The 25,681-nt window shown below is 71.4% G+C and carries 19 protein-coding genes and 1 tRNA gene; 1 reads left to right on the top strand and 19 read right to left on the bottom strand.

Translation table 11 applies throughout. The features are described from left to right. Nucleotides 1-5: 5 nt before the first annotated feature. From O3438_RS29535 to O3438_RS29525, 3 genes are all read right to left on the bottom strand, one after another. Complete coding sequence (locus O3438_RS29535; RefSeq protein WP_269682839.1) at nucleotides 6-1,244, bottom strand: NAD(P)/FAD-dependent oxidoreductase; 1,239 nt, start codon at nucleotides 1,242-1,244, stop codon at nucleotides 6-8. Then, complete coding sequence (locus O3438_RS29530; protein ID WP_269682838.1) at nucleotides 1,234-3,351, bottom strand: MMPL family transporter; 2,118 nt, start codon at nucleotides 3,349-3,351, stop codon at nucleotides 1,234-1,236. Before O3438_RS29530 ends, O3438_RS29535 begins: the two co-directional genes overlap by 11 nt. Nucleotides 3,352-3,768: 417 nt before the next feature. Further along, nucleotides 3,769-3,841, bottom strand: a tRNA-Asn gene (locus tag O3438_RS29525). Between the two features lie 295 nt (nucleotides 3,842-4,136). Between O3438_RS29525 and O3438_RS29520 the strand changes: the two genes are divergently transcribed. Next, nucleotides 4,137-4,541 (top strand): hypothetical protein, encoded by a 405-nt coding sequence (locus O3438_RS29520; RefSeq protein ID WP_269682837.1) that lies wholly within the window; start codon nucleotides 4,137-4,139, stop codon nucleotides 4,539-4,541. 64 nt (nucleotides 4,542-4,605) lie between these two features. On the opposite strand, the gene O3438_RS29515 is transcribed toward O3438_RS29520, so the two are convergent. From O3438_RS29515 to O3438_RS29440, 16 genes are all read right to left on the bottom strand, one after another. Beyond that, nucleotides 4,606-5,613 carry a sugar phosphate isomerase/epimerase family protein gene (locus O3438_RS29515; protein WP_088988140.1) on the bottom strand — a complete coding sequence of 336 codons (1,008 nt, stop codon included), beginning with the start codon at nucleotides 5,611-5,613 and terminating at the stop codon, nucleotides 4,606-4,608. A 209-nt stretch (nucleotides 5,614-5,822) separates the two neighbouring features. Then, nucleotides 5,823-6,308, bottom strand: coding sequence for a sensor histidine kinase (locus tag O3438_RS29510; protein ID WP_269682836.1), 486 nt, complete (start codon nucleotides 6,306-6,308; stop codon nucleotides 5,823-5,825). 195 nt (nucleotides 6,309-6,503) lie between these two features. Further along, entirely contained in the window at nucleotides 6,504-8,618 is a 2,115-nt protein-coding gene (locus O3438_RS29505) for a ThuA domain-containing protein (protein WP_269682835.1), read from the bottom strand. Between the two features lie 75 nt (nucleotides 8,619-8,693). Continuing rightward, nucleotides 8,694-11,555: a PQQ-dependent sugar dehydrogenase gene (locus O3438_RS29500; RefSeq protein ID WP_269682834.1), complete on the bottom strand. Its 2,862-nt coding sequence runs from the start codon at nucleotides 11,553-11,555 to the stop codon at nucleotides 8,694-8,696. A 218-nt stretch (nucleotides 11,556-11,773) separates the two neighbouring features. Beyond that, nucleotides 11,774-12,841, bottom strand: coding sequence for a polyprenyl synthetase family protein (locus O3438_RS29495; protein ID WP_269682833.1), 1,068 nt, complete (start codon nucleotides 12,839-12,841; stop codon nucleotides 11,774-11,776). Continuing rightward, entirely contained in the window at nucleotides 12,838-14,244 is a 1,407-nt protein-coding gene (locus O3438_RS29490) for an alkaline phosphatase family protein (RefSeq protein ID WP_269682832.1), read from the bottom strand. Before O3438_RS29490 ends, O3438_RS29495 begins: the two co-directional genes overlap by 4 nt. Next, entirely contained in the window at nucleotides 14,241-15,440 is a 1,200-nt protein-coding gene (gene eboE / locus O3438_RS29485) for a metabolite traffic protein EboE (protein ID WP_269682831.1), read from the bottom strand. The genes O3438_RS29490 and eboE overlap by 4 nt, the downstream gene beginning before the upstream one ends. Continuing rightward, nucleotides 15,440-16,297, bottom strand: a complete 858-nt coding sequence (locus tag O3438_RS29480; protein ID WP_269682830.1) for a TatD family hydrolase — start codon at nucleotides 16,295-16,297, stop codon at nucleotides 15,440-15,442. The genes eboE and O3438_RS29480 overlap by 1 nt, the downstream gene beginning before the upstream one ends. Beyond that, nucleotides 16,298-16,906, bottom strand: a complete 609-nt coding sequence (locus O3438_RS29475; RefSeq protein WP_269682829.1) for an EboA domain-containing protein — start codon at nucleotides 16,904-16,906, stop codon at nucleotides 16,298-16,300. 54 nt (nucleotides 16,907-16,960) lie between these two features. Next, a complete protein-coding gene (locus O3438_RS29470; protein ID WP_269682828.1) occupies nucleotides 16,961-17,959 on the bottom strand; it encodes a sugar phosphate isomerase/epimerase family protein in 999 nt (332 codons plus the stop codon). Continuing rightward, nucleotides 17,956-18,873, bottom strand: a complete 918-nt coding sequence (locus O3438_RS29465; protein ID WP_269682827.1) for an SCO3242 family prenyltransferase — start codon at nucleotides 18,871-18,873, stop codon at nucleotides 17,956-17,958. Before O3438_RS29465 ends, O3438_RS29470 begins: the two co-directional genes overlap by 4 nt. Further along, nucleotides 18,857-20,023, bottom strand: coding sequence for an inositol-3-phosphate synthase (locus O3438_RS29460; RefSeq protein ID WP_269682826.1), 1,167 nt, complete (start codon nucleotides 20,021-20,023; stop codon nucleotides 18,857-18,859). Before O3438_RS29460 ends, O3438_RS29465 begins: the two co-directional genes overlap by 17 nt. A gap of 623 nt (nucleotides 20,024-20,646) precedes the next feature. Further along, complete coding sequence (locus O3438_RS29455; protein ID WP_442929748.1) at nucleotides 20,647-21,822, bottom strand: Gfo/Idh/MocA family protein; 1,176 nt, start codon at nucleotides 21,820-21,822, stop codon at nucleotides 20,647-20,649. Nucleotides 21,823-21,876: 54 nt separating this feature from the next. Beyond that, nucleotides 21,877-22,929 carry a substrate-binding domain-containing protein gene (locus O3438_RS29450; RefSeq protein ID WP_145779464.1) on the bottom strand — a complete coding sequence of 351 codons (1,053 nt, stop codon included), beginning with the start codon at nucleotides 22,927-22,929 and terminating at the stop codon, nucleotides 21,877-21,879. A gap of 98 nt (nucleotides 22,930-23,027) precedes the next feature. Further along, nucleotides 23,028-24,149, bottom strand: coding sequence for an ABC transporter permease (locus tag O3438_RS29445; RefSeq protein ID WP_269682824.1), 1,122 nt, complete (start codon nucleotides 24,147-24,149; stop codon nucleotides 23,028-23,030). Then, nucleotides 24,146-25,654: a sugar ABC transporter ATP-binding protein gene (locus O3438_RS29440; RefSeq protein ID WP_269683794.1), complete on the bottom strand. Its 1,509-nt coding sequence runs from the start codon at nucleotides 25,652-25,654 to the stop codon at nucleotides 24,146-24,148. The genes O3438_RS29445 and O3438_RS29440 overlap by 4 nt, the downstream gene beginning before the upstream one ends. Nucleotides 25,655-25,681: the final 27 nt, after the last annotated feature.

Genomic DNA, 25,681 nt, shown 5'->3' with positions numbered 1-25,681 from the left:
CGGGCTCAGCCCGCGCGCAACTCCTTCAGCACCGCTCCGGCGGCACGCCAGCCGCTGGCGAGGGCACCCTGGATGGACGGGCTGTCCCGGTGGTCACCGGCCACGAACAGCCCCTCCCCCATCGACACGGGTTTGCGCAGCCGACCCTGCGGTGGTGGCGCGGCGGGTAGCGCCTGCGGCACGGCGACAGTGGTGAGGTGTGTCCAGTCGGCGGTGGACTGACCGTACAGCCGGGTCAACTCGGCCCGGATGGTCGGCTCGGGCGGGGCGGTCGGGCCGACCACGGAGGTGGCGATCAGGTGCCGTCCGGCCGGCGCGTACGTCGGTGCGGCGTTGCTGAGCACGACAGTGTTCGCCACGATCTCGCGCCGGTCGCCGTCGACGAGCAGGATCGGTTCGGCGAGCGGCGGCTCGGGAGCGCTGTGGTAGTAGGTGGTGTAGCTGTGCATGCGTACCGCCGTCAGGGCCGGCACCAGCGCGGGCGCGGCGGGTGGGTCGACGGCGACCACGACGGCCCGGCAGCGGATGTCACCGGCCTGGGTGCGCACCCGGCCGGGGGCGACCTCGGCGACCGGGGTGTCCAGGTCGAGCAGGTCGGCGGGGAGCGGGTCGGCGACGGCCCGGGGCAGCGCGGCCATGCCCTCGGCGGGCAGGCCGATGCGGCCGCGGGCGAAGGAGCGCACCACCATCGCGAGTACGTGGCTGGAGGTGGCCAACTCCCGGTCGATGAACACACCGGACAGGAACGGCCGCAGCAACTCCTCGATGATCGCGTCGGAGAGGCCCGCCCGCCGTAGTGCCGTCTCGGCGCTGGTCTCCGGTGCGGCGAGGAGCCGGGCCACGGGCAGCGTGGCGCAGCCGGCGGCGAGCGCGGCGAACCGCAGCCGGTCGCGCAGCGAGCCGACGCCGGCGAGCGCGGTACCCGGGGCGCCGGCCGGTTCGCGCAGCGGGTTGACCAGCCGCAACAGGTCGTCGCCCTTGCGGACCAGCACGCCGGAGGTGAAGTAGCGCAGGTCGAGGCGGTCGGTGTCGAGCAGCGTGCCGAGCCGTGGGTACGCGGTGTTGAGCACCTGGAAGCCCCGGTCGATGAGGTAGCCGTCGACGACGTCGGTGGCGACCCGGCCGCCGAGCCGACCGCTGGCCTCCAGCAACCGCCAGGGCACCCCGGCGCGGTGCAGCCGGCGGGCGGCGGCGAGCCCGGCCAGGCCTCCGCCGACGACGACCACGTCGGTCTCAGCCAGCATCGCGTGCCTCCCGCTCACCGTTCGTCCGGGACAACCGGCCCGGCCACCAGATCTTCGGCCCGATGTCGTACGCCAGTGCGGGCACCAGCAACGACCGGACGACGATGGTGTCGATCAGTACCCCGATCGCGACCGCCGTACCCAACTCGACCAACACCACGAGCGGCAGGACGGCGAGGGCGGAGAACGTCGCGGCGAGCACGATGCCGGCGGAGGTGATCACCCCGCCGGTGACGGCGAGGCCGGCGAGCACACCGGCGCGGGTGCCCCGCCGGACCGACTCCTCGCGGACCCGGCTCATGAGGAAGATGTTGTAGTCGATCCCCAGGGCGACCAGGAACACGAACGCGAACAGCGGGAACGACGAATCCACGCCTGGGAAGTCGAAGACGTGGCGGAACAGCAGCGCGCAGAGGCCGAGGGTCGCGGCGAAGCTGAGCAGCACTGTGGCGATCAGCAGCACCGGGGCGAGCAGCGCCCGCAGCAGCAGGGCCAGGATCACCGCGATGACCACCAGCACCACCGGGATGATGACGTTCTGGTCGCGCTTCGCGGCGTCCGAGGTGTCCACGTTGATCGCGGTGAATCCACCGACCACGGCGTCCGCGCCGGGCACCTGGTGTACGGCGACGCGCAGCTCGCGGATGGTCCGCTCGGCGCCGTCGCTGTCGGGTGGGTCGGTGAGGGTGGCCTCCAGCTGTACCCGCCCGTCGACGACCTTCGGTGCGGCGTTCGGGTCCGGCGGGCCGGTCTGCGGGCCGGCGGTAAGGGGGCGGACGTCGGCGACGCCCCGCACGCCCTGTGCCACCTGGGCGACCTGCCGGGCGGTCTGTTCGGTGGTGAAGATGGTGGCCGGGCTGCCCGTGCCCGCCGGGTAGTGCCGGGAGATCACCTCCTGGCCGTCGACCGAGTCGACGCGTTGGGTGAACAGGTCGGACTGGCCGAGGGTGGTCGCGCCGAGCTGGGTGAGCCCGAGCGTGAGGAGAGCCAGCACCACTGCGGTGCTCAGCCAGATCGGTCGGGCGTGCCGGGCCACGAAGCCGGCGATGCGACTCCAGATGCCGTGCTCCAGGCGTGGGTCGGCCTGGTCCTCGCGGGGTCGCCGGGGCCAGAACGCCCACCGACCGCCGAGCACCAGCAGCGCGGGCAGGAAGGTGAGCATCACCAGCAGGGTGGCGGCGATGCCGATGGCGGCGACCGGACCGAGCGCCCGGTTGGAGTTGAGGCTGGACAGCAGCAGGCAGAGCAGGCTGACGATGACAGTGCCGCCGGACGCGATGATGGCCGGCGCGGCACCCTTCCAGGCGGCGCGCATAGCGGCCCACGTCCGGTCGTGGCGGTGCAGCTCCTCGCGATAGCGGGCGATGAGCAGCAACGCGTAGTCGGTGCCGGCGCCGAAGACCAGCACGGTGAGGATGCCCTGGGCCTGCCCGTTGAGCTTGAGCACGTCAGCGTCGGCCAGCAGGTAGACGAAGACCGAGGCCAGGGCGTACGACATCCCGGCGGCCAGCAGCGGGAAGATCCAGAGCACCGGGCTGCGGTAGACGACCAACAGGATGATCAGCACCACGACCAGGGTGACCAGCAGCAGTGGCCCGTCGATGGCGGAGAACACCTCGATCAGGTCGGCGAGCAGACCGGCCGGGCCGGAGACGTCGACGGCGAGGCCGTCCCGGTCCCCGCCGGCGATGTCGCGCAGTCGTTCGACGACGGTGCCGATCTCCTCCCCCTCGGCGTCGTCCACGGGTACGACGACCTGGAGGGCCTGACCGTCCGCGCTGGGGATGGGCGGTGGTAGCGGCGTGACCACCCCGGGCACCTGGGCGAACCGGGCCGCGTCGGCGCCCACCCGCTGCCGGTCCGCGTCGGTGATCCCGGAAGGGCGCTCGTAAACGACCAGAGCCGGGATGGTCTGCCTGTCGACGAACTGGCCGACGAGGTCCTGGGCCCGGGTCGCCTCGGCGTCGGCGGGCAGGAAGGCGGCGTTGTCGTTGGTGGCGACCTCGCTGAGCCGTCCGGCGTACGGGCCGGCCACACCACCGATCACCAGCCAGGCCAGCACGACCGCCACCGCGACCAGCGTGGCCCTGCCACCTCGTCCGGACATGCGTACCCACCCCAAGGATCAGCGCGTCGATCGACGCAGCGGAAGCCTGGGTCGACATCGACCATCCTGCCGGCCGGGCAGCCACAAAGCAGCCTAAAACTCACATTCCGCCGCGCCCCGCGCCCCGCGCCCCGCGCCCCGCGCCCCGCGCCCCGCGCCCCGCGCCCCGCGCCCCGCGCCCCGCGCCCCGCGCCCCGCGCCCCGCGCCCAAGATCGTCACAACATCGGGGATGTTGCGGCCTCCGACACGCAGGAAGCAGCAACTTCGGGGATGTTGCGGCCTCAGGCACTCGGGTGACAGCAATATCCCCGACGTTGCTGTCACGGGGCGCCAGGCGCGGCGGGCGGCGGGCGGCTACACACCGGGCGCACGAAAACGCCCGCCGGCATCAGGCCGACGGGCGCTTGGTGGAGAAGCTCCCCCGATTGGACTCGAACCAATAACCTGCCGGTTAACAGCCGGCTGCTCTGCCAATTGAGCTACAGGGGATCGTGCACCGCCCGGAATCGGATCTCGCCGACGCCGTGCGACGGGACAAGAGTACAGGACTTTCCCCGGTGGCGGTCCAGTGGGTTCCACCCCGACAGCTGATGATCAAGACGCGCAGGTCAGCATCCCTGACGCATCGACAAACGGGGTAAATCGCCATCCCGGCCCAGACATGCTTGAGCGGGGAGCAGGATGGGTAGTTAGCTGCGGACAGAGGACGCAGGCGCGAACAGGTCGCCTTCCGACGGGGCAACTCGCCGGAGGCGACGGCGCGTCAGGTACGGAAGGAGCCGCCATGCGCGGAAAGATCATGTTTCTTGGCGGGCTGGCTGCGGGATTCGTCCTGGGCGCCCGTGCCGGCCGGGAGAAGTACGAAGAGCTGGTGGTTCGGGGCCGCAAGGTGCTCGACCACCCGACCGTCCAGGAGGCGGCCGGGGTCGCGCAGGCCCAGGCGAACAAGCTCTACAGCGAGGGCAAGGACAAGCTCGGCCAGACCAAGCTGGGCGAGAAGCTGGGCAACGGCAACGGCAGCACCGGCAAGCAGGAGCTGACCGCCGCCGACGACGCGTTCGCCGGCACGCCCGCCACGGTGGGTGCCAAGGCGGGCACCAGCACGGTCGGCACGACCTCCGGGTCGCCGTCGTCCACGAACCCCCGCACCAAGCCGTCCGGCTCGGGCACGAACGCCAGCACGCTCTGACCCACCGCACCTCGACGGGCCGGTCGCCGCAGGGCGACCGGCCCGTGGTCTGTCCGAGGTGTGATCAGTCCTTGCTGCTGAACGCCGCGTCGAAGGCGGCGCTCGGAGCGTCGAAGGCGAGCCGGCGGACGAACTGCAACGCCTCCGGGGCACCGACGAGCCGGTCCATCCCGGCGTCCTCCCACTCGACCGAGATCGGGCCGTCGTAGCCGATCGCGTTCAACGCCCGGAAGCAGTCCTCCCAGGGCACGTCGCCGTGCCCGGTGGAGACGAAGTCCCACCCGCGGCGCAGGTCGGCCCAGGGCAGGTGCGAGGCGAGACGGCCACGCCGGCCGTCCCCAGTGCGCACCTTCGCGTCCTTGCAGTCCACGTGGTAGATCCGGTCGGCGAAGTCGAAGATGAAGTTCACCGGGTCGAGCTCCTGCCACACGAAGTGCGACGGGTCCCAGTTCAGCCCGAACGCGGGCCGGTTGCCGATGGCCTCCAGCGTCCGCTTCGTCGTCCAGTAGTCGTACGCGATCTCGCTCGGGTGCACCTCGTGCGCGAACCGCACCCCGACCTCGTCGAACACGTCGAGGATCGGGTTCCACCGGTCGGCGAAGTCCTGGTAGCCGCGCTCGATCATCGACGGCGGCACCGGCGGGAACATCGCCAGGGTGTGCCAGATCGACGAGCCGGTGAAGCCGACGACGGTGTTCACCCCGAGCTTCGCGGCCGCCCGCGCAGTGTCCTTGATCTCCTCGGCGGCCCGCTGACGGACCCCCTCGGGCTCGCCGTCGCCCCAGATCCGGGCGGGCAGGATGTCCTGGTGCCGCTCGTCGATCGGGTGGTCACAGACCGCCTGACCGACCAGGTGGTTGGAGATCGTGAAGACCTGGAGGTTGTGCTTCGCCAGGGTCTCCTTCTTGCGCTCGACGTAGGAGTCGTCGGCGAGTGCCTTGTCGACCTCGAAGTGGTCGCCCCAGCAGGCGATCTCCAGACCGTCGTAGCCCCACTCGGAGGCGAGTCGGCAAACCTCCTCGAAAGGAAGGTCGGCCCACTGGCCGGTGAAGAGCGTGATGGGTCGCGCCATTGTTCTTCTCCCCTGATGTGATGGGGATTCCTTGTGCGGACCGGGGCGAGGTGACCGGACGTACGTGACGCCGGGCGGTCACCGGTGGGTGCGGTACACACCTGAGCCCGGCGGGTTGCGCCTCCCACCGGGTCACCGGCCACCAGCACGGTCGCCGACCCCACCCTATTTCCGCAGTGCCTCATCGGGGAAGCCCCGCAGTCGGCCGATCATCCGATCATTTCCTCGGGCGCGGGCAGGACAACCCGTACAGTGAAGCCGCCACCGGCACGCGGACCGGCGGAGAACGTGCCGCCGAGCCGCTCGGCGCGTCTGCGTACCCCGAGCAGGCCCTGCCCGGTGGGGTGGGCGCTCGCTGCGGACGGCGCCGGTGCGGCGCCCTCGTCGCGTACCTCGATGGTGATGCCCGTGGCGTCGTAGCGCAGGCGGACCGCGACCGGCGCGCCCGGAGCGTGCCGGCAGGCGTTCGTCAGCGCCTCCTCGATGATCCGGTACGCCACGACGTCGACCGGGCCGGGCAGCGGCCGAGGGTATCCGGCGAGGCTCCAGCGCACCGGCTGGCCTGCGGCGAAGCCCTCCACCAGCGCGTCGAGACGGTTCAGGCTGGGCGCCGGCCCGGTCGACGGATCGGGCGCCTCGGCCCCGTGCAGCAGCCGGTGCCCGTGCTCCTGCACCATCCGGCGCCACTGCGCCATACGCCCCATGCTGGTCAAGGTACGGCAGTGCGCTGGGAGCCCGGCCCCGGGCGGTGCCCGCCGGGAGGGGTGTAACGGCGTGAGCGTCACACCTGCCCGTCGTGGGTGTGACGAGCAGGTGTGACGCTCACCGGGGCACTGCCTCGGGGGAGGCCGCCGTCAGGTCGGGACGGCGGCTCCTCCCGGCTCAGTCGGTCAGGGCAGGGTCCACTTCTGGTTGGCCGCGTTCAGGCAGGTCCAGAGGTGCACGACGGTGCTGTCCGCCGAGTTGTTGCCGGAGACGTCCAGGCACTTGCCCGACGACGGGTTGCGCAGGGTGCCGTCGGACGCCGCCGCCCAGTTCTGCGCCCCGCTGCCGTTGCAGGTCCAGAGCTGGATCTTGGTGCCGTTGGCGGTGCCGCTGCCGTTGACGTCCAGGCACTTACCGAGTGCCTTGATCGTCGAGTTCGGCGTCACGGTCCAGGTCTGCGCCGCGCTGCCGTTGCAGGTGTAGATCTGGATCTGGGTGCCGTCGGCGGTGGCGCCGTTGCGCACGTCCAGGCACTTACCGGCGAGGCCCTTGATCGGGCCCACCCCGTTCGTGCCTCCGCTGCCCTTGACGAGCGTGAAGTCGTCCAGGTCGAAGAGCCCTGTGCCGCTACCGGTGAAGGTGAGGTAGAGGTTCTGGGTGCTGGACGGGACGTTCGACAACGCGGTGGTGACGTTGGCGTAGGTGTCCCAGCTACCGGTGTTGGGCACCGCGACCGAGCCGAGCACCGGGCCGGTGGCCGAGCCGGTGCGCACCTGGATGGTGCCGCCCGCTCCGCCGGAGACGACCCGGGCGGTGAACGAGGTGATCCCGGCCAGGTTGACCCCGTTGTACGCGGCCCAGTCGCCCGGCTCGATGTAGCCGAGGGTCTGCCCACCGTTGGCGCCCGCCTTGGTGAACGCGGAGACCCCGTTGGCCGAGCTGAACGCCTCGGCCTGGATCGTGGTGTTCCCGGTCGGCGGTGGCGTGGTGCCCAACTCCTTGATCCGGATGTTGCGGAAGTAGGCGTCGTCACCGGTGCCGTGGTTCTGGATGCCGATGTGGCCGGCCAGGGAGCGGACCGGGTTGGTGTTGGTGAAGTCGTTGATCTTCACCCCGTTGAGGAAGATCTGTAGCCGCTCACCCTCGACCAACAGCTCGTAGGTGTTCCACTCCCCCGGCGCGTTCAACGCCGCGTCACGGGCGGCGATGTCGGCCGACTTGAACGTGTAGACCGCCCCGGTGGTGCGGTCGGTCGCGTCGGTCGCGTCGATCTGGATCTCGTAGCCGTTGTCCACCGCCGACCACGGATCACTGGACGGTGGGAAGCCGATGAAGATGCCGGAGTTGTCGTCCCCGGCCAGCTTCCAGTCCAGCTTCAGCGAGTAGTTGGTGAACTGCTTGGCGTTGTACCAGAACAGGCCCATGCCACCGACCGAGGTCAGGGTGGCGTCGGAGTTGGTGAAGTTGCCCGGACCGGCCTGCGACCAACCGGTCGTCGAGCCGTTGTAGATCGGGGTGTAGCCCGTTTCGGGCCGGCAGTCGGCCTTGCTCCGGCCGGAGGCGTACCGGATGCCGCCGAGCAGGTGGTTGCGGAAACCCGACTCGGCGTACGACGCCTGGGTGTGCCCGGCGCCGGTGTAGAAGGACCGGCCGCCGTTGTAGCTCTTGCACCAGCTCAGCGGGTGGTCCGCGCCCATTCCGCCACCGGAGTACGACGACTCGTCGAGGGTGGCGAGCACGTGCGCGGTGGACCGGGGGTTGGTGCGGTAGTTGTACCACTCGTCGGTGCGGGTCCAGGTTTGCGGCAGGTGTCCGGTAGCGGCGTGCCCGCGGTCCTCCACCTTGATGTTGGCCTGCTGGATCGCCGGGTGCGAGTTGAACCACGCGCCCACCAGGTTGCCGTAGAACGGCCAGTCGTACTCGGTGTCGGCGGCCGCGTGCACACCGACATAGCCGCGCCCGGAGGCGATGTACGACTCGAAGGCGGTCTGCTGGCTGGCGTTGAGCACGTCGCCGGTGGTGTTGAGGAAGACGACCGCCTCGTACTGGTTGAGGTTGCTGGTGGTGAACGCGGCGGCGTCCTCGGTGGCGGTGACTGTGAAGTTGTTCGCCGCGCCCAGGTCGCGGATGGTCTGGATGCCGACCGGGATCGCGTCGTGCCGGAAGCCGGCGGTCTTGGAGAACACCAGGACGTCGTAGGGGGCGTCGGCGGCGCTGGCCGGGGTGGCCGGTGTCGTACAGGCGATGACGGCGAGTGCGGCCATGGCCGCACTCAGGACGGGTCGTAGGCGTCTGCGCATATCGCTCTCCTAATCGCGGTTAGGAGGGGCCCCAAGCCCAAGACTAGGCGTTGGCCGGGGGCCCCTCCCGCCAGCTCAGGGCAGGGTCCACTTTTGGTTGGCGGCACCGCTGACGCAGGTCCACAGGTGGACCGCGGTGCTGTCGGCGGAGTTGTTGCCGGAGACGTCGAGGCACTTGCCGGACGCCGGGCTGCGCAGCGTGCCGTCGGCCTGGGCCGACCAGTTCTGCGCGGCGGTCCCGTTGCAGGTGTAGAGCTGGATCTTGGTGCCGTCCGCGGTGCCGGCACCCGAGACGTCCAGGCACTTACCCAACGACTTGATCGTCGAGTTCGGGGTGACCGCCCAGGTCTGCGCCGCGCTGCCGTTGCAGGTGTAGATCTGGATCTGCGTGCCGTCGGCGGTGGCGCCGTTGCGCACGTCCAGACACTTGCCGCCCAGACCCTTGATCGCCCCGGTCCCGCCGCCACCGCTGGAGGTGCCGGTGACGAAGGTGAAGGCGTCCAGGTCGAAGAGCGCCCCGGTGCCCGACCCGGCGAAGGTCAGGTAGAGCGTGGTCGTGCCGGTCGGCGGGTTGGTGATCGTCCCGTTCACCGTGGTGAAGGTTTCCCAGCCGCCGGTCACCGGGACCGTGGCCGAGCCCAGCACCGTGCCGGTGGCCGAGCCGGCCCGGACCTGGAGGGTGCCACCGGCCCCCGCCGAGGAGACCCGGGCGTTGAACGAGGTCACGTTGCCCAGGCGGTACGGCTGGAACGCGATCCAGTCACCGTTGTTGATGTCGCCGACGGTCTTGCCGCCTTCGGCCGGGGTCTTGCTGAACACGTTGATCCCGGACGAGGTGGCGTAGAACTCGGCCTGCCGGTGGCGCGGGGGCAGCGTGTGCTGGGTGTGCGTGGTCAGGCCACCGGCGTCGGTGTACTCGGCGTCGAAGATCGCGAAGATGTTCGCCGCGTCGTCGTGCTCACCGTCGACCGGGATGGTGATCGTGCCCGAGCACCCGTTCTGCGAGGTGATCTGGTGCCCGTGCTGGTCGTGGCCGAGCACGTAGGTCATCTTGACCTTCGAGCAGTCGATCGTGCCGTCCTCCGGGTCGGTCACCGTGATGCTGAACGGCACGGTGTCGCCGAAGCTGAACAGCTGACCGTTGCCCGGGTTGTTGATCGTCACCGTGGGCGCGGTGTTGCCGACGTTGATCTGCACGCTGCTGCTGCCGGTGGCGCCCTGCGGGTCCCGTACCGTCAGCGTGGCGGTGTAGGTGCCGTTGGCGCTGTAGGTCTTCGTCGGGTTGGCAGCGGTCGAGGTGGTGCCGTCGCCGAAGGCCCACGAGTAGGTCAACGTGCCACCCTCGGGGTCGGACGAGCCGGCCGAGGAGAAGGTCACCGCGAGCGGGGCCGCGCCGGAGGTGCGGTTGGCACTTGCCTTCGCGGTGGGCGCCCGGTTGCCGCTGCCGACGTAGTCGAAGCGGTAGAGCGCCGAGTTGGCGTCACCGTTGAAGTAGCCGGTGCCGTAGTCGAGCACGTAGTACGCGCCGTCCGGACCGAACGCCGAATCCATCACCTGCTTGCCGACCCAGGGGAAGGTGTCGATGGCACCCCGGGAGCCGTCGGAGTTGACGTGGATCGGCTTGATCCAGCCGCGGCCGAACTCGGTGGCGAAGAACTGCCCGTCGAAGGACTGCGGGAACTTCGTGGTGGAGGTCGACGACGCGTTGTACCGGTAGACCGGGCCGCCCATGGGCGACTCGGAGCCACCGCCGAACTCGGTCGGGGTGCCGGCGTCGCCGGCGTACCGGATCCAGGCCGGCTGGGCCGGCGGCAGGGTGGTCCGGCCGGTGTTGCGGAACGAGTTGTTGGTCGGCCCGCCGGCGCAGTTGTACTTCGCTCCGCTGGCGTTGGTGGCGAAGTCCCACTCGTTGTACGTCTCGGTGGTGGTGTTGGTGCCGGTGCAGTACGGCCAGCCGTAGTTGCCCGGCGCGGCGACCCGGTTGAACTCCACCTGGCCGGACGGCCCCCGGGTGGAGCTGGTGGAGCCGGCGTCCGGCCCGTAGTCACCGACGTAGACGACACCGGTGGCCTTGTCCACGCTGATCCGGAACGGGTTGCGGAAGCCCATCGCGTAGATCTCCGGGCGCGTCTGGGCCGTGCCGGGCGCGAACAGGTTGCCCGACGGGATGGAGTACGTGCCGTTCGCGTTCACCTTGATCCGCAGGATCTTGCCCCGCAGGTCGTTGGTGTTGCCGGCGCTGCGCTGGGCGTCGTACGCCGGGTTGCGGTTGGTCCGCTCGTCCAGCGGCGAGTAGCCGGCGGACTCGAACGGGTTGGTGTCGTCACCGGTCGACAGGTAGAGGTTGCCGGCCGCGTCGAAGTCGATGTCCCCACCGACGTGGCAGCACATGCCCCGGTTGGCCGGGACGTCGAGCACGTCGACCTTGCTGGACTGGTTGAGCGTGAAGTCGGAGTTGAGCGTGAACCGGGAGAGGCGGTTCACACCGTTCCAGGCGGAGAAGTCGGTGGCGGTGGCCGGCGCGTCGCCGGCGGGGGTGGAGAGCGGCGGGGCGTAGTAGAGGTAGATCTGCCGGTTGCTGGCGAAGCCCGGGTCGACGCCGACGCCCTGCAACCCCTCCTCGTCGTGGGTGTAGACCGACAGGGTGCCGATCACCGAGGTGGTGCCGTTCGCGTCGGTGCGGCGGAGGGTGCCGTTGCGGGCGGTGTGCAGGACGGAACGGTCCGGCAGCACCGCCAGCGACATCGGCTCGCCCATGTCGCTCACCCCTCGGGCGAGTTCGACCTGCTGGAAGTCGGTGGCGACGATCGTGTGCGCCTGCGCAGGGGCCGTGCCGACGGCGAGGGAGACGGCGCCGGTGGTGGCCGCCAACAGCAGCGCCGATCCGGCGGAGAACCATCGTCGGGACCGTTGTCGTGGAGCGTCCTTCATGGACATGGGTGCTGCCCCTTCCTGACGAGTGACTGCCAGGCCGGGCGCGCGCCGTCGCGCCGGATGCCGTAGCGGTGGTGGGGGGTCGATGGGTTACCGCGCCGCCGGTTCACCTCGACGAAACATTGTCGTGTTGGTCACGACACTAAGTTGAAGGTGTCGATGTGTCCATACCTTCCGGCGGTTCAGCATCAACTTTTGTCGATCTCGCCGAAAGTTGTGGGTCAGGCGCGGCGATCGATCACCTGGCCGGCGAGCGCGACGAGCGCCGAGCGCGCCTCGTCGGCCACCGCGGCGGCCCGCAGGGCCACGAGCGCGGCCTCGGTCCGCACCCGGATCATCTGCTCGATCCGCTCCCGGGCACCCGTCGTCTCGATGATGGCGCGAAGCTCCGCGGCGCCGTCGGCGTCCAACGCCGGATTGCCGAACAGCTCCCGCAGCCGGGCGGTCTGTGACCGGTCCGCCTCGCTGCGGGCCAGCGCCATCATCACGGTGGGCTTGCCCTCACGCAGGTCGTCCAGGATGGACTTTCCGGTCACCGCCGGGTCTCCGAAGACGCCCAGCACGTCGTCGCGGAGCTGGAACGCGTCGCCCAGCGGGTCACCGAACTCCTCCAGCGCGGCGAGCAGCTCCGGGCCCGCGCCGGCCAGGGCCGCGCCGATCTGCAACGGCCGGGTGACCGTGTACCGGGCCGCCTTCATCCGGATCACGGTGAGCGCGCTCGCCACCGAGCCGTCACCCACGCCCGAGACCAGGTCCAGGTACTCCCCCGCGATCACCTCGGTACGCATCAGCGCGAACACGCCGTACCCCCGGTGCACCTGCTCGGTGCTCAGCCCGCACTCGTGGAACATCTGGTCCGACCAGGCCGCGCAGAGGTCCCCGCAGAGCAGCGCGGTGTTGCGACCGTACGCCTCCGGGTCACCGCGCCACGACGACCGGGCGTGCAGGTCGGCGAAGAGGCGGTGCACCGACGGCTCACCCCGGCGGCGGTCACTGCCGTCCAGGATGTCGTCGTGGATCAGCGCGAACGCGTGGAACAGCTCCAGGGCAGCCGCGGCCACCACGATCGGGGTGCCGTCGGCGGCGCCCGCGCCACGCCAACCCCAGTAGCAGAAGAGCGGACGCAGTCGCTTCCCACCGGCGAGCACGAACCGTTGCAGCGCGGTGAACACACCGCGTGGCGCGCCGTCGGGCCAGTCCGGGCCCTGCCGTTCCAGGAACCCGGCCAGCTCCGCGTCGAACCGGGCCCGCAGTCCGCTCGTGTCGGTGGGCGCGACGGTGACGGTCACGTCCCCTCCCCCGACCCGTCGACACGCAACCCGGCCAACTCCAGTAACAGGGCCTTGACCTCGGTGGCCGCGATCCGGTCCCGGGCCGCCGTCGGGTCGGAGCAGAGCAGCACCGGGGCGTCGGCCGGGTCGTCCGGCAGCCGCCCGTGCGAGCCGCGCACCGCCCGCGCACCGGCGTCCAGGCCGACAGCGCTCATCAGGTAACGCATGCCGAGCTTCTTGCGGGCCAGCGCCACCCCGGCGCGGGCCTTCGCGGCACCGGGGTTGGCCGGGTCGAAGAACAGCTCCGCCGGGTCGTACCCCGGCTTGCGGTGGATTTCCACGAGCCGGGCGAAGTCCGGCGCCCGGTCGTCGTCCAGCCAGTAGTAGTACGTGAACCAGGCGTCCGGCTCGGCCACCAGCACCAGCTCACCCGCGCGCGGATGGTCCAGCCCGTGCGCGGCCTTGCCCTCGGCGTCGAGCACCTCGGCCACCCCGGGCAGGTTGGCGCAGAGCTTCGCGACCGCCGGCACGTCGGCCGGGTCCTTGACGTAGACGTGGGCGACCTGGTGGTCGGCGACCGCGAACGCCTTCGACGTCCACGGGTCGAGGTACTCCATGCCCGCCTGGGTGTGCACCCGCAGCAGCCCCTCGGAGCGCAGCAGCCGGTTGACGTCCACCGGCCGGGACACGTCGGTGATGCCGTATTCCGACAGGACCACCACTGTCGCGTCCCGGGCCCGGGCGGCGTCCAACAGTGGGCCGAGCACCGCGTCCAACTCGGCCGCCGCGGCGGCGGCCTGGGCGGACGACGGGCCGAACCGTTGCAGGTCGTAGTCCAGGTGCGGCACGTAGACCAGGGTCAGGTCGGGTGACACGTCGGCGAGGATCTGCTCGGCCGCCTGGCAGATCCACTTCGACGACGGCAGGCCCGCCGTCGGCCCCCAGTAGGTGAACAGCGGGAACGTGCCCAGCCGGCCGGTGAGCGCGTCGTGCAGCTCCGGCGGGTCGGTGTAGCAGTCGGGTTCCTTGCGCCCGTCGGCGTAGTAGACGGGACGCGGGGTGACCGTCCAGTCGACGTCGGCGCCCATGGCGTACCACCAGCAGACGTTGGCGACGGTGTAGCCGGGCTCGGCCCGGCGGGCCGCCTGCCAGAGCTTCTCCCCGCCGACCAGCGCGTTGTGCTGCCGCCACAGCAGCACCTCACCCAGCTCCCGGAAATACCACCCGTTGCCGACGATCCCGTGCCCGCTGGGTGGTTCGCCGGTGAGGAAGGTGGACTGCACCGAGCAGGTCACCGCGGGCAGCACGGTGCCCAGCTCGGCCCGGAAGCCGCCGTCGGCGACCTCTCTCAGTCGGGGCATGTGCGCCAGCAGTCGGGGGGTCAGCCCCACGACGTCGAGCACCACCAGTCGGCGGCTCATCGCGTTCCTCCCATCGTCACGGATCGCTGCGCGGTCAGACCGAGGCCGACCAGTTCGTCCCGGGCGAAGGCCAGCTCCGCGGCGATGCCGGCGGCCAGCTCCGCGTCGGTGCGGGGCCGCCGTGCTGCCGGCAGCACCCCCCAGGTGTACGTTTCGACGTCCAGGTGGTCGCAGCCGGCGGTCGGGCCGTCGAAGAGCGCTCTCAGGGCTGCGCGCAGAACCGGCAGGGTCGAGCCGAGCGGCTCCTCGGGTGGGGCGTGCAGGGGCACGTGGTAGTGCACCCGCCACGGTCCGGGCAGCGCCCGGTCCAACGCCTCGTCGAGGTCGTCCGCCGCGTACGACGGGTCGGCCGGGTCGGGCAGGCCCGCACAGCCGGCGCCCCGGGTCTGGTGCAGGAAGCGCGGCTCCACCCAGCGGCGCAACGCGTCGGCCCCGCCGGCCGGGTCGGCCGCCTCGACGGCGGCGGAGACCTGCACCTTCACCACGGGCAACCCGGCCGCCCGCAGTCGTCCGAGTGCCTCGGCCGGGTCCTCCCAGGCGCACGCCAGGTGGGCCAGGTCGAGGCAGACGCCCATCCGGTCGGTGTCCATCCCGGACAGCAGCGCGGCGGCCTGGCTGCTGCTCTCCACCACGCAGCCGGGCTCCGGCTCGAAGGCGACCCGTACCTCGCGGCCGGTGTCGCGCTGCACCTCGGCCAGGCCGGCGGCGAGCTGGTCCAGCCGGCGGCGGGCCGCGTCGGCCCGTCCGAAGTCCCACGGCTGCCGCCAGGCCAGCGGCAGGGTGGAGATCGACCCCCGGGCGGCGTCGTCGGGCAGCAGGTCGGCGAGCACCCGGGCCAGGTTCAACGTGTACGTCAGACGCTGCTCGGTGGTCCAGTCGGGGTGGTACACGTCCTGCTTCACCACCGGGGCCTGGAAGGCCGCGTACGGGAAGCCGTTGAGGGTGACGACCTCCAGCCCTCGCGCGTCCAGCTCGGCGCGCAGCCGACGACGCAACCCCGCGTCCGCGGCCAGCTCGGCGGCGACCGGGGCGGCCAGCCACAGGCCCAGCCCGAGCAGGTCACTGCCGAGCGCCGCACGGACCGGCAGGGCGTACGTGTCCAGTTGACCGAGGATGCCGGCGAGATCCTCGGCGGGGTGCACGTTCGTGCAGTAGCCCAGGTGGACGGTCTCGCCGCCGGCATGTCGCAGACGCATCAGCTGCCGCCGCGCAGGATCGAGTTGCCGGTCTCCGGGTCCACGGCGGCGGGGTCCTCCAGGTCGCTGAGGTCGAGTCGCCCCGACTGCCCGTAGAACTCCACCGGGTTGCGCCACAGCACCCTGTCGACGTCGTCGTCGCTGAACCCGGCCTCCAGCATCGCCTCGCCGGTGGCCCGGGTCAGCAGCGGGTCGGAACGCCCCCAGTCGGCGGCCGAGTTGACCAGCATCCGTTCCGTGCCGTACTCGCGCAGCAGCTCGACCATCCGCGACGGCGTCATCTTCGTGTCCGGGTAGATGGAGAAACCCAGCCAGCAGCCACTGTCCCGGACCAGCTTGACGGTCACCTCGTTGAGGTGGTCGACCACCACGCGACCGGCGTCGATGCCGGATTCGGCGACCACCGCCAGGGTGCGTTCGCAGCCGCGCGCCTTGTCCCGGTGCGGGGTGTGCACCAGCGCCGGCAGCTCGTACGCCACGGCGAGGGCGAGCTGCGCCGCGAACGCCTCGTCCTCCTCCGGCGTCATCGAGTCGTACCCGATCTCGCCGACCGCCACCACCGCGTCCTTGTCCAGGTAGCGGGGCAGCAGGTCCAGCACCGGGCGGCACCGCGGGTCGTTGGCCTCCTTGGGGTTGAGCGCGATCGTGGCGAAGTGGCGCACCCCGAACTGACCGGCCCGGAAGGGCTCCCACCCGATCAGCGAGTCGAAGTAGTCGGTGAACGACGCGGGGCTGGTCCGCGGTTGGCCCAACCAGAACGCCGGCTCGACCAGCGCGCGTACCCCGGCGGCGGCCATCCGTTCGTAGTCGTCGGTGGTGCGCGAGGTCATGTGGATGTGTGGGTCGAAGATGCGCATTCACGCCTCCCGGGGCAGTGCGGCGGTGAGCCGGTCGAGCAGGTCGGTGGCGTCGGCGGGCAGGTCCCGGCCGGCGGCGTGCCGTTCGGCGGCGAGCGCGGCCAGCATGGCGGCGAGTTCCCCGTCGGCCCGGGCGTCCAGGTCGGCGACCGCGGCGAGGGGAACACCGCTGAACACGCACTTGAGCACCGCCTGCCGCCACGCGGCCGGGTCGAGGTGCCGGGCGTACGGGCCGAGCGCGGCGGCGACCAGGCGGGTGTCGTTGGTGCGGATCGCGTCGTGCAGCAGCGGCACGCCGGCGGCGTCGATCGGCAGCAGCGGCAGCGCCCGCAGCACCGCTCGCCGTTCGGCCGCGTCACCGTGCCGGTAGAGGCTCTCGGCGTACGCGGCGTGGTCGCGCGGCAGCGCGGTGAGCAGCAGCACCCGGGCCGCGTCGTCGGCGGTCCAGTCGGGTGCGTCGGGCAGCGCGCCTCGACCGCAGCGCCGGCCGGCGGCGGGGAAGAGCCGGGTGATATCGGTGGGCTCGGCCGCGACCCGGCGCAGCGCCGTGTCCAACCAATCGGGATCGGGTACGCCTCGCAGCGCGGCCCGTAGTGAATCCGGTGTCATCCCGTCTCCTCCCCTTGTAGCTACGCCGGCACCCCGGTGCCCTTTGCTCTGCACCTACATGTGCACCGGGGTGTCGTCGGCGGATGCCGCCTCGGCAGGTTTTGCCTCGACGGATGCCGCGTCGGCTGGTGTCGCCTCGGCGGGTGCAGAGCAAAGGGTGCGAGCACTGTCACTGGCGCTGGCCGCGGCGGCCCGCAGGAACTCGATCGACCGGGCGGCCACGGCGGGTGCGGCGTGCGAGTCGCGGGGCAGCTCCACGGCGACCAGCCCGCGATAGCCGGCCGCCGCCAGGGCCGCCAGCACCGGCGGGAAGTCGATCTCGCCGACGCCGAACTCCAGGTGTTCGTGCACACCCCGGCGCATGTCGTCGATCTGCACGTTGACCAGGTGCGCCGCCACCTCGGCGACGCACTGCGGCACCGGCCAGGGCTCCAGGCAGCGGCAGTGGCCGATGTCGAGGGTGATGCCGAACCGGGCCGGGTCACCGAGCGCGGCGCGCAGCCGACGCCAGTCGGCGATGTCCTGCACCAGCATGCCCGGTTCCGGTTCGAAGCCGAGGGTGACGCCGGCGGTGTCGGCCGCGTCGACCACCGTGGCGCAGCCGGCCACCAGCCGGTCCCAGGCACACTGCGGCGACACCGTCTCGGGCCGGACGCCGGCCCAGAACGAGACCGCCTCGGCGCCCAGGTCGGCGCCGATCCGGACGGCCCGGCGCAGAAACTCGATCCGTCGGGTCGGGTCGTCGTGCAGCAACGTCGGCGCGTGTTTGTGCCACGGGTCGAGCAGGTACCGGGCCCCGGTCTCGATCACCACGGCGAGCCCCAGCTCGTCCAGCCGTCGACTGACGGCGGCGACCCGACGGGTGAGGCCGGGCGCGAACGGGTCCAGGTAGTCGTGGTCGAGGGTGAGCGCCACCCCGTCGTAGCCGAGGTCGGCGATGACGGCCAGCGCGTCGTCGAGGCGGTGGTTGTTGAAGCCGTTCGTGCCGTACCCGAGTCGCAGCGTCGTGGCGTCACCGGCCGGTGACGCGGGTCGGGGCTGGGGCACTGTCATGTCGGGGAGACCTTCCGGGCCAACCGTCGACCCAGCGGCGCCGCCGCCGCGACGGCCAACCCGAGCAGGCCGGCTCCAGCGCGAGCGGTCAGTGCGCCCTGGAGGGCGGGCAGGCCGGTGATCCCGGCGCCGACGGCGGCGCGGACCCGCCCGGCCGACGGGTCGCGGACGACCTCGACCTGGGCCGCCCCGTAGCGGGCCGCGTACCACCCGGCCAGCGCGGCGGGCAGGACGGCCGCGACGGCGGCCCTCCGAGAACGGTCGGGGTGCGCACCGCTCGGGGCCTCCGGACGGGTGATCGCGCGTCGGACGCCGGGGACGGCGGCGCTGGCGGCCACCACCGCGGTGCCGGCGAGGGTGCGCACCGGCAGGGTGGCCTCCGCGCCGGTGACCTCCCGGCGGGACAGCGCGGTCACCGTCCAGGTGTGCGCGGCGACGGTCGCCGCCGCCGGCAACGCCCGGGTCAACCGGCCACCGGACGCGCCGAGCAGCACGTCCAGCCCTCGACAGGCGGCCATCACGGCCGGGCCGGCGGCCGTGTTCTTGGCCAGCAGGTCGTACCCCCAGATGGTGGCGGCCAGCGGCACGGCGAGCGCGGCGGCGCGGCGACCGCCCACGGCGGCGGCCAGGCCGACGCCGGCGGCCGTGAGGCCCGCCGCGAGACCGACAGCGGCGGCCGGGGTGATCCGCCCGCTGGGGATGGGCCGCTCGGGCCGTTCCTCGGCGTCCAGGCCGCGGTCGGCCCAGTCGTTGGCGGCCATGCCGGCCCAGTAGAGCAGCACCGAGGCGCCGGCCAGCGCAGGGGTACGCGGGCCGAGCGCACCGGCGGCGGCCGCTCCGGCGACCACGTCACCGGGCACCGAGAGCGCGGCCGGCGCCCGAACCAACTCGGCGAGGTCAGCCAACGTTGTCATGATCACCGTCCCCGCCGGCGTGCAGGTGTCGGGTGAAGTCGCTCAACCGGGCCCACTGCTCGCCGAGCGAGTGGGTGGGCGCGCCGATCGGGTCCTTGAAGAAGAAGCCCAGCTCGGTCAGCGGTCCCACCAACCCGGCGGCGTGCGCGGCGGCGGTGAGCCGGGCCAGGTCGAGCACCAGCGGCGCGGCCAACGCGGAGTCGCAGCCGTGCCAGGTGAACTCCATCCTCATGCCGGTGCCGAGGAACCCGGCGAAGGTGATCAGGTCCCAGGCGGTCTTGAAGTCGCCCAGCTCCTCGACGTACTCGATGCGCGTGCCGCCCTGCGGGACGTAGCCCAGCGTCTCGCCGAGCACCCGCTGCTTGCTCTGCACCTTCGCCGCGTTGGCGGCCGGATCGGCCAGGGTGGCGCCGTCACCACCACCGAGCAGGTTGAACCCGGACCAGGAGCGCACGTCCAGGTTGCGCATCGCGAACATCGGCGCGAGCACCGACTTGACCAGGGTTTCCCCGGTCTTGCCGTCGTGCCCGGCGTACGGCAGGCGGGCCTCCTCGGCCAGCGCCGCCAGGGCCGGCAACCGCAGCCCGGTCGACGGGGTGAAGTCGACGTACGGGCAGCCGGCGAGCACTGCCGCGTACGCGTAGAGGGAGCTGACCGGCAGCACCTCGTCGGGCCCGGTGAGAGCGGCGCTCAGGGCGGCCGGGTCGGCGTGCCCGGGGTGCGGTTGCGGGGCCGGCTCGGTGGCGGAGACGTTGACCACCACCACCCGGTCCAGGTCGTGCCGCTCGCGGAAGGCGGTGAGGTCACGGACCACGGCGGCGGCACGATCGGCCTGGGTCGCACCGACCGGTGCGGGGCGCAGCTCCTGCTCGACCACGCCCAGCTCGTCGCGGAGCGCGGCGACCAGCCGCCAGGGGATGACACCGGCGTCGGCGAGCGCCTCGGCGCGCTTGCACAGCGGGGTGGTGGCCACGTCGTGTCCGCCGAAGACCAGGTCGGCGAAGGCCGGTAGGGCCGGGCCGCGCAGTTCGGGAAGCTCGGTGACGCAGCCGGTCGGCCCGGCCAGGCCGGCCCGCAGCGCGAGCCCCCCGACGATGCTGGTGGTCGCGACGGATCCGCGCGCTCCTACCAGCCAGACACCTGTACGCATGGTGCTCCTTCCCCGTTCACGAGGAACCGTCGGTACCGCTAAATATAGGAATATCAGAATATGTTTCGGAAAGATACGGCCTTGGTCGAGGGGCCCCGTCCGCCCTCCCCGCACCGGATCGGCACCGGATTCCGACGTCGGCGTCGGCGGCGACGACGCCGGACCGGATCCCGGCCCGGGTACAGGCAGACGGGGCTTGGTAGACAGGGTCGGGTCGGCGTCTCGACCCTGTCTCCCCCGCATCCGACCAGTCGGGGCGTTGGCATGCCCCGGCCGGGCGTCTCAGGCCGCCGCGCCCACCAGGTCACCGAACGGAGCACCACCCGGCGGACGTCGGCGAGTGCATGCGGTACGGGTGGGGGCAACGGCGGGCGGTCTGGTCAGGTCCTGCGGTGTCCACCGATGGTGGCGGTCCTCCGGTGCGGCCGGGGAATCCCGGTCCGGTCGCACCGGACGACCGTCCTGCTCGTGCGCCACCGGGCCGTCAGGCCCGGCCGCACGCTCTCCGACGCCGACCTCGTCCCGGCCGCGGGGCGCAATCCGCGGCCGGTCCTCGCCGGTCGGCTTCGGGAAGCCGGTCAGGCGACGGCGGTGCGAACACCGCCGTCGCGGATGGTCGATGGTCAGACGGTCGCCGCGGTCAGCGCCGGTTCGACCTCGGTCCAGGAGGAGCCGAGTTCCGCCGAACGGGCCACCGCGTCCAGCACCAGCTGGACCTGCAACGCGTCGGCGAACGAGGGAGTCGGGTCGACACCGGTGGCGACCGCCTCGATGAAGTCGCGCATCTCGTGCGTGAACGAGTGCTCGTAGCCGATGATGTGGCCCGGGGGCCACCACGCCGACATGTACGGGTGCTCGCCCTCGGTCACCAGGATGCGGCTGAAACCCTGCTCCGCGGTGGGCCTGGTGGCGTCGTAGAACTCCAGCTCGTTGAGCCGCTCCAGGTCGAAGACCACGCTGCCCAACGAACCGTTGATCTCGACGCGCAGCGCGTTCTTGCGACCGGTGGCGAACCGGCTCGCCTCGTACGTGGCCAGCGCGCCACCGTCGAGCCGGGCCACGAACACGGCGGCGTCGTCGACGGTCACCGGCCCGGTGGGCGCCGTACCGCCGTCCACGGTGGCCGCGAGACCACTCGACTCGGCCGGCAACGGACGCTCCTTGACGAAGGTCTCGGTGACCGCGCTGACCCCACTGATCCGCTGACCCGTGACGAACTGGGTCAGGTCGATGATGTGGGCACCGATGTCACCGAGCGCGCCGGAGCCCGCCCTGTCTTTCTGCAACCGCCAGACCAGCGGGAACTGCGGGTCCACGATCCAGTCCTGCAGGTACGTCGCACGGACGTGTCGAATCACCCCGAGCCGTCCGTCGGCGACCAACTGCCGCATCATCGTGACCGCGGGGACCCGGCGGTAGTTGAACCCGCACATGGACCGCACTCCGGCGGCCCGGGCGACCTCCGCCGCAGCGGTCATCGCCCGCGCCTCCTCCACCGAGTTGGCCAGCGGCTTCTCGCACAGGACGTGCTTGCCGGCGGCCAACGCGGCGAGGGCGATCTCGGCGTGGCTGTCGCCCGGGGTGCACACATCGATCACGTCGATGTCGTCCCGGTTGATCAGATCACGCCAGTCCGTGGTGTACGCCTCCCAGCCGAGTCGGTCGGCGGCGTCGGCCACCTTCCCTGTGTCTCGACCGCAGATCAGCGCCATCCGGGCCCGCGTCGGCAGGTCGAACACGCGGTTCACGGTGCGCCACGCCTGTGAGTGCGCGGCGCCCATGAACGCGTAGCCGACCATGCCGACCCGCAGTTCTTTGTCTGTCGTGGACAAGGTGGGTCTCCCCCCGGTATGTCAGAACCCGAGCTTGTCGTAGCTGCTCGCGTTCTCCTTGGTGATCGTCTCGGAGGCCAGGGTCACTTCCTTGGGCACCTGGAGCTCCGTCAGGTCGCCCAGGCCACGCCCCTGCGCGATGAGCCGCGCCAGCGAGACGGCCGAGGAGGCCATCGACGGGTTGTAGGTGACCGTCGCCTTGAGCACGGTGTTGTCGGCCTTGATCGCGTCGATCGCGAGCTTGGAGCCGGCGCCGCCGACCATGAAGAACTCGGAACGGTTGGCCTGCTTGATGGCGGCCAGCACGCCGATGCCCTGGTCGTCGTCGTGGTTCCAGATCGCGTCGATCTTCGGCAGCGCCTGGAGCAGCTGGGACGCCTCGCGCTGACCGCTGTCCGAGGTGAACTCGGCCGAGCGACGGTTGCGCACCGTGAAGCCGTAGGTCGCCAGGGCTGCCTTGAAGCCCTCGCTGCGCTCGACGGTCAGCGGGATCTCCAGACCGGCGATCTCACCGATGACCGGGTTGGCGACGCCCTTGTCCTTGAGCATCTTGCCGATGAAGTGCCCGGCCGAGACGCCCATGCCGTAGTTGTCACCCTTGATGACCAGCCGCGACGCGAGCGCGTCGGGGAAGGCACGGTCCAGGTTGACGATCGGGATGCCGGCCTGCATGGCCTGGAGGGCAACGGCGTTGACCTCCTTGCCGTCGTGCGGCAGCACGACGATGATGTCCGGCTTCTGGGCGATCAGGGTGCCGAGCGTGGAGCGCTGGGCCTCGGAGTTCGACCCACCGTCGACCTCCTTGAACTCGACGTCCGAGTAGGCCGCCGCCTGGGCCTTGGCGTTGGCGTGGATGGCGCCCATCCAGCCGTGGTCGGCGGCCGGCGCGGAGAAGCCGATGACGACCTTCTTGCCGGGGGCGTTGTTGCCCTCGCCGCCGCCCGCGGCCTTGGTCTGGGTGCTGGCGGCCGGAGTCTCGTTGCTGGTGCAGGCGGTCAGCAGGGTGGCAGCGCCGACTGCGGCTCCGCCGAAGAGCAACCGGCGGCGCGACAGGTCGCGACTGTGCTGGGTCATGAACGACCTCCTGGAAGCGGTATCTGACTGAATGAGGGTGTGCGGGGCCCTGCCCACGTCGAAAGTTTCGACGTGGCCAGGGACAACGGTGCGGTGCGTCAGGCGGTGGTGACCCTGTTCCGCGCGAGGAGCCGAGTGACTGACTTGTACTGGAACTGCTGGATCAGGACGGCGGCGACGATGATGCCGCCCTTGACCATGTTCTGCGCCTCGATGGAGAGGCCGTTGATGGCGAAGAGGTTCGTGATCGTGGCGAAGATGATGACGCCGAGCAGCGAGCCGACGATCGTGCCGCGACCCCCGCTGAGCAGCGTCCCACCGATGATCGCCGCGGCGATCGCGTCCAGCTCGTACAGGTTGGCCATCGCCGCCTGCGCCGAGGTGGCCTGCGAGGTGAGCATGATGGCGGCGATGCCGCAGCAGAGACCGGAGAGCGCGTAGAGGAGCATGGTGTGCCGCCGGACGTTGATGCCGGCCAGCCGTGCCGCCTCCGGGTTGCCGCCGACGGCGATGGTCCGCCGGCCGAAGGTCGTCCGGTTGAGCAGCACCCACCCGGCCAGGACCACCGCGCCGAGGATGTAGACGAGGATCGGGATCCCGATCACCTTGCGAGCCGCGATGTCGTTGATGAAGGTGCTGCTCGACACCTGGGTCTGCTTGTTGGAGATCGACGCCGCGAGCCCTCGCGCGGCCACCAGCATCGCGAGCGTCGCGATGAAGGGGACCAACCGGCCGTACGAGATGAGCACACCGTTGACCAGGCCGACGCAGATGCCGACCACCAGGGCGGTGAAGATCATGCCGCCGGCGCCGAAGTTCTGGGTGGCGACGGTGGTGCACCAGACGCCGGCCAGCGCGACGATCGCGCCTACCGACAGGTCGATGCCGCCACCGATGATCACGAAGGTCATCCCGACGGTGACCACACCGACGACCGAGGCGAGCTGGAGGATGGCCAGGACGTTGTTCCACACCCAGTTCGGGTCGCCGTACAGGTCCGGCTTCGTGATCGCGCCGACCACGATGAGCGCCACCAGCACCCCGATCAGACCGAGGTTGCGCTTGGCGCCGTCGCCGCCGTCCCCCCGCCACCAGGACAGCCGGCCCGAAGTTGCTTTATCGCTGGCCACCGCCGTCTCCGCCGGGTCCACCGGCGGCGACTGTGCCGGAAGCTGCGGGCGCTCCGGTGTCGCGGTGGGAGTGGGAGTCGCGTCGCTCATGCCGGTGCGCCTTCCATCAAGGACCCCGCCATCACGAGGTCGAGCACAGTGTTCTCGTCGAGTTCGCCGGCCGCGGCTTCGCGGACGACACGCCCTTCCCGCATCACCAGCACGCGGTCGGCCAGACCCAGCACCTCGGGCACCTCGCTGGAGACCAGCAACACCCCGACGCCCTGCGCGGCCAACGACCGGATGACCTGGTAGAGCTCAGCCCGGGCGCCCACGTCCACGCCCCGGGTGGGCTCGTCGAGCAGCAACAGCTTGGTGCCGCCGAGCAACCACCGCCCGACCACCACCTTCTGCTGGTTGCCGCCGGACAGCGTGCGTACCGGCCGGTCGACGTCCCGGGGCCGCAGCTCCAGGGTCTCGGCGATCCGGTCCGCCTCGGCGCGTTCCTTGGCGGCGTCGGTGAAACCGAGCCGCGCGTACCGGCCGAAGGTGGCCAGCGTGACGTTGCGGTAAATCGGTTCACCGAGCAGCAGAGCCTGGCTCTTGCGCTCCTCCGGCGCCATCCCCATGCCGGCCCGAACCGCCGAGCCGACGCCGGGACGCAGCACCTGCCCGTTCATCCGGACCTGACCGGCCTCGGGAAGGCGGGCACCGTAGATCGTCTCCAGCAGCTCGGACCGACCGGAGCCGACCAGCCCCGCGATGCCGACGATCTCCCCGGCCCGCACGCTCAGCGAGACGTCGGCGAACTCGCCGGTGCGGGTCAGCCCCTCCACCTGGAGCAGGTCGTCGCCGACGCCGTCGTCGGTCGGCCGGTCCGGGAAGACGTACTCGATGGTCCGGCCGGTCATCCGGCTGACCAGGTCGCGGGTCGGGGTGTCGCGCGCGGGCAGGTTCGCCGCCGTGGTCCGACCGTCCTTGAGTACGGTGACCCGGTCGCCGATCTCGCGGATCTCCTCGAGCCGGTGCGAGATGTAGATGACGGCGATGCCCTGCGCGGTCAGCTCCCGGATGATCCGGAACAGGTTGCCGACCTCGTCGTGGGCGAGCACCGCGCTCGGCTCGTCCATGATGATCAGTCGGGCCTCGTGCGACAGCGCACGGGCCATGCTGACGATCTGCTTGCCCGCCGCCGGCAGCGACCGGACCATCCGTCCGGGCGGAATCTCGGCGTGGCCGAGCCGGCCGAGGATCTGCCGGGTGTGCCGGGCCATCCGACCGCGCTGGACGAACCCGAAGTTGCGGTACTCGTGGCCGAGGAAGGCGTTCTCCGCCACCGACAGGTCCTCGACGAGGTCGAGCTCCTGGTAGATGGTGGCGATGCCGGCCTTCATGGCGGCCTGCGGGTTGGCGAAGGTCGCCGGTTCACCGCGCCACTCCACCTGCCCCGAATCCGGCTGGTGCACGCCGGCGAGCACCTTGATCAGGGTGGACTTGCCAGCGCCGTTCTGCCCGAGCAGGCAGTGCACCTCGCCGGCACGCACCTCCAGCTGCACACCGTCCAGTGCGCGTACGCCGGGAAAGGTCTTGACCAGATCGGTGAGGCGCAGGACCACCTCGCCCGCGACGGTGTCGGCGGGAGC

The sequence above is a fragment of the Micromonospora sp. WMMC250 genome, from assembly GCF_027460215.1.
Lineage (GTDB): Bacteria > Actinomycetota > Actinomycetes > Mycobacteriales > Micromonosporaceae > Micromonospora > Micromonospora taraxaci.
The sequence above is the reverse complement of the archived record's forward strand: the minus strand, read 5'-3'. Positions and strand labels throughout refer to the sequence as shown.

Bases quoted from the DNA above. Each gene is read 5' to 3' on its own strand.
- O3438_RS29535 (WP_269682839.1), bottom strand. From the start codon at position 1,244: ATGCTGGCTGAGACCGACGTGGTCGTCGTCGGCGGAGGCCTGGCCGGG.
- O3438_RS29530 (WP_269682838.1), bottom strand. From the start codon at position 3,351: ATGTCCGGACGAGGTGGCAGGGCCACGCTGGTCGCGGTGGCGGTCGTG.
- O3438_RS29520 (WP_269682837.1), top strand. From the start codon at position 4,137: ATGCGCGGAAAGATCATGTTTCTTGGCGGGCTGGCTGCGGGATTCGTC.
- O3438_RS29515 (WP_088988140.1), bottom strand. From the start codon at position 5,613: ATGGCGCGACCCATCACGCTCTTCACCGGCCAGTGGGCCGACCTTCCT.
- O3438_RS29510 (WP_269682836.1), bottom strand. From the start codon at position 6,308: ATGGCGCAGTGGCGCCGGATGGTGCAGGAGCACGGGCACCGGCTGCTG.
- O3438_RS29505 (WP_269682835.1), bottom strand. From the start codon at position 8,618: ATGCGCAGACGCCTACGACCCGTCCTGAGTGCGGCCATGGCCGCACTC.
- O3438_RS29500 (WP_269682834.1), bottom strand. From the start codon at position 11,555: ATGTCCATGAAGGACGCTCCACGACAACGGTCCCGACGATGGTTCTCC.
- O3438_RS29490 (WP_269682832.1), bottom strand. From the start codon at position 14,244: ATGAGCCGCCGACTGGTGGTGCTCGACGTCGTGGGGCTGACCCCCCGA.
- eboE (WP_269682831.1), bottom strand. From the start codon at position 15,440: ATGCGTCTGCGACATGCCGGCGGCGAGACCGTCCACCTGGGCTACTGC.
- O3438_RS29480 (WP_269682830.1), bottom strand. From the start codon at position 16,297: ATGCGCATCTTCGACCCACACATCCACATGACCTCGCGCACCACCGAC.
- O3438_RS29475 (WP_269682829.1), bottom strand. From the start codon at position 16,906: ATGACACCGGATTCACTACGGGCCGCGCTGCGAGGCGTACCCGATCCC.
- O3438_RS29470 (WP_269682828.1), bottom strand. From the start codon at position 17,959: ATGACAGTGCCCCAGCCCCGACCCGCGTCACCGGCCGGTGACGCCACG.
- O3438_RS29465 (WP_269682827.1), bottom strand. From the start codon at position 18,873: ATGACAACGTTGGCTGACCTCGCCGAGTTGGTTCGGGCGCCGGCCGCG.
- O3438_RS29460 (WP_269682826.1), bottom strand. From the start codon at position 20,023: ATGCGTACAGGTGTCTGGCTGGTAGGAGCGCGCGGATCCGTCGCGACC.
- O3438_RS29455 (WP_442929748.1), bottom strand. From the start codon at position 21,822: ATGGTCGGCTACGCGTTCATGGGCGCCGCGCACTCACAGGCGTGGCGC.
- O3438_RS29450 (WP_145779464.1), bottom strand. From the start codon at position 22,929: ATGACCCAGCACAGTCGCGACCTGTCGCGCCGCCGGTTGCTCTTCGGC.
- O3438_RS29445 (WP_269682824.1), bottom strand. From the start codon at position 24,149: ATGAGCGACGCGACTCCCACTCCCACCGCGACACCGGAGCGCCCGCAG.